The 3,594-nt window shown below is 50.3% G+C and carries 3 protein-coding genes; 1 reads left to right on the plus strand and 2 read right to left on the minus strand.

The genetic code is table 11. The features are described 5' to 3' along the window. The first annotated feature begins 244 nt into the window (after nucleotides 1-244). Nucleotides 245-370 (plus strand): transposase, encoded by a 126-nt coding sequence (locus tag DY926_RS18135; RefSeq protein ID WP_408886070.1) that lies wholly within the window; start codon nucleotides 245-247, stop codon nucleotides 368-370. A 183-nt stretch (nucleotides 371-553) separates the two neighbouring features. On the opposite strand, the gene DY926_RS13855 is transcribed toward DY926_RS18135, so the two are convergent. Continuing rightward, entirely contained in the window at nucleotides 554-2,479 is a 1,926-nt protein-coding gene (locus tag DY926_RS13855; protein ID WP_116703902.1) for a glycosyltransferase family 25 protein, read from the minus strand. Between the two features lie 553 nt (nucleotides 2,480-3,032). After that, a complete protein-coding gene (locus tag DY926_RS13860) occupies nucleotides 3,033-3,437 on the minus strand; it encodes an energy transducer TonB (protein WP_241503232.1) in 405 nt (134 codons plus the stop codon). Nucleotides 3,438-3,594 lie beyond the last annotated feature (157 nt).

Below are 3,594 nucleotides of genomic sequence, written 5' to 3' on the forward strand. Positions count from 1 at the left end.
ACGAACTGTTGCCATGGAACTGGCACCCCATGACTGATCTTCACAAAAAGGCCGCATGATCAACGGCGGCCTTAAGCGGCCGGTTACCGACGATCTGCCATACCCACCGATCCATGTCGTCGACGATCGTGGGTATGCCTCATATAAATTCCGTGAAGATCTTTGGAACCGCTGCTCTCGTCCTGTCACCCCGCCAATGAAGAACGATCCCGAGGTCGCCTGCCCGAATTAGGCTTATAGGCATCTGGTCGAAAATCTATGGGCAAGGCTCAAGGAATGGCGGCCTGTCGCAACCCGATATGAGAAGACCGCCGCCTCCTTCTTCTCCGTCATCCTCATCGCTGCTACTGTAGACTATATCAAGGTCTAAGAGACTGTTTGAAAAGCCAATTTACGGAACATCTTGTAACCATAAGGAAGCTTTTTGCAGAAAGCTTCAGGAAACGCCGCCTTTTTGAAAAAAGGCGGCACCCAAAAACTTTTGTTGCGTTTTATCAATCAGTGATTTTCAAACAGCCTCTAACAGAACCTAGTGGACACCTACATTACTGACTCACGATGTTTTCTGGTTTTTCCGCGAACAGGCAAAAAGATGACGCCCATACTGGTTGGCATAGTTTCCAACCGCATCCTCATCCTTGCCCAGAATTTCAATGGTATCGAAACTTGTATTTTCGAGAAGCCAGGATTTGATAAACTCAGCATTCCAGCCCTTCAGGGAATGCTTGAACCAATCTTCATGTTCTTCCCCCATATCAAAGAACATGACGTGATTTGTCATCCTGTCTATGTCCCGTATGAAAGATTCAGGGCTGACAGTCCCGCTCCGGCCCGTAACAAAATGATGTAGAACACTGAAGCATGAAACTATGTCATACTTCTTCGTAGTGTTTTTTGAATAACCTTCAACACTATCTATAATTATATTCTCTTTGTTTAAATTATATACAATGCAACCAACATCCGTTGCATTGATATCCCTGTCTATACCTGTCGCACGATAGCCCTTTTTGTGCATCTGGCTGACAAACCATCCATAGCTACAGCCCAGATCTGCGTATGTTTCCAGCTTCATGGGGAACGTCTCAAGGTAACGCAGCATCATGGATAGCCGATCACTACATTTCCGGACGACTGGCCAGGTGCCGAATTCAGGAAGATCAATCGGCTGATAAAGAATCGCTTCCTTATCTGTCCATGACGACAGTAACACCTGCTTCTGCATGGGTGTCAGCGCCGGAGCCATATCCTGAATACTGCAGGGCAGGGAAGTCTGGCCACGCATCATGGCGATCGCGCAGCGATGATGCCCGTCCAAAAGCTCATAACAGTTGGACATGAACACCTTGCGGACAGCAATGGGCTGGCCGGCCGGTGTTTCCTGTGGCGCAACGCGATCTACAGGGGCTTCATTTTTGTACATGCCAATGAAGCGTCTGGCCCGTTCAATAACACCGCTGACTGTCGTGTGATTGAAATAGCTTCCATAAATCTGGATACAGGAAATGGCATTTTTGCAATATTCCGTCTGTACAAAAACATCTTCATTGAAAATATCATCGCCGATGGATTCGTATTCTTTCAGGAACTTAATGTGAGGGGAATTCTCTATCCTTGTTGATGGACGCAGAATTTCCTTACTTTTCCTTGCAAAATCTTCTGAAGAGTCCCCGTTCTCTCCACCCATCAAAATATTACGGCAATCAATGTCATAAATAATGGGCTTTTTCGGGGGACTCACATTAGCCTGCGCGCCCTGTGGCTGGACCGAACTTCTGGAAACATCATTTTCGGGAATAGCTATTGGAGGCAAGCAGACATATGCCTTCATCCGTTCGTACTGGTTGGCCATCATGTCATCTATGCCGGTATTGGCCTTATTACGGTTCAATCCGGGGTAGAATGTTTCCATTGGCCGTAACGGCATGACATTCTCGAGCAGATGTTTGGCCCCTAATGGCGAAATGGAATAACATATTGTGCCATGAGACCGCAGAAGTGACAGAAGCTGGGCCTGATAGCGAGCCTTACGGAATTGCGGCAAATTCTGTAAGATTGCGTGCTGATACAGGCTGCCGGTAAACGGCGACACATTCGGCATCAGATCGAATGTGATGTAAGCATCCGTGTTAAATCCCCAGTGAATTATTTCCCAGTCCGGGGAGGTCTGTTGAAGTATACGTGCCTGCTCGGCCAAAAAATCTTCCCGCAGGATGGCGTCATCTTCAACAATGGTTGCCGGTTCCTGATTTTTAAGGACTTCGGCCCAGATCATCATATGTGACAGGGCGCACCCGAGGGCGCCATCGGTATAATTAAGATCCGCCGTTATGAGACCCTGGCTTACAAGGTCCGCCCTGTTAATGGTTTTCCCATCGACGGCAGCTTTTCTATTAAAATACGTACATTCAGGATTGATTGTTCTGAAAGTAGCCAGACGCTCAGGGGCGCGCGTAAGGTTCAAAACATAAAACTTCATTGTATGTTATGTCCGCCGGGGATGGGTGTGGCATCATAAGTTTGATAGTCATTAACCCAACTCCCAAACATAATGTCAACGTAGTATTTTTTATTTCCATAAAAATAGTCTATTCTTCACCATGCAATATGTAATTTTAAGTATTATTTGAAATAAGCCAACATGAATATTAATGATTTTTTTGCCAATGCCGAGCCATGCAACGAAGCTGTTACAGACATTGCGTAAGACGTTAATAATGGGGGCAGTCCCCTCAATTATAGCGCTGGATAGCCTGTTTCCCTGAAAGGATGCCAGATATTTTCTATCAGATTCCACGCCCTTACCCGTACGGGTGGAAAGAGCAGACCGATATTGCTGCGCCGCACGGTTGTGCAGGACGACATCACAGGCATCGCTTTCGGCTTACTGGAAAACCTTCCGCAATATGCGGTGAGGAATAGCGCCAGCCCACTATACATCCGGCCAGATGCCGCTAGACAGTCCGGTCTCTCGTCGCACAGGGCGGTGGACAAACATGATCACATGCCGCGTCTGGGCCATCGGATCATGCCTAATGCAAATGGAACATTACCGGCAGCAATACATGCCTGCCTGCCATCGTGCCGCCTTCTGCCGTGCATTGCACCCTGCGCGCCGCCGCGAGGGCGGTACTGTCCAGGTCATCATAACCAGTGCTGGTTTTGATGGCGGCCTGTTCGACCTGACCGGATGCCGCCAGAACCAGATCAACCGTGGCGGTTCCCTCCTCATGCATATGGCGGGCCATTGCCGGGTAACGCCATGCGGGCGGTGTGCAGTGCAGGGCTGTGGCTGTGGGGCTGGCGGGGGCAGCGGTTTCCGTTCTGGCCGTAGTAGCCGGGTGGCCTGCGCTGGTCGGGCCGCCCTTCAGGCCAGTTTCCCCGCCGGGGCCAGCATGAACAGGTGATGGCGTTGCTGGCGCGGCCGGATGGGGCACAGGCGGTTCCTGCGGCGCACGTTTTACACTGGCGGGCGGCGGGGGCCGGGAAACAACAGGTCGCGCTGCCGGCTGTGGCTGTGGCTGTGGCTGTGGCTGTGGCTGTGGCTGTGGCTGTGGCTGTGGCTGTGGCTGTGGCTGTGGCTGTGGCTGTGGC

Origin of the sequence: Komagataeibacter melaceti (assembly GCF_003403295.1) — a bacterium.
Lineage (GTDB): Bacteria > Pseudomonadota > Alphaproteobacteria > Acetobacterales > Acetobacteraceae > Komagataeibacter > Komagataeibacter melaceti.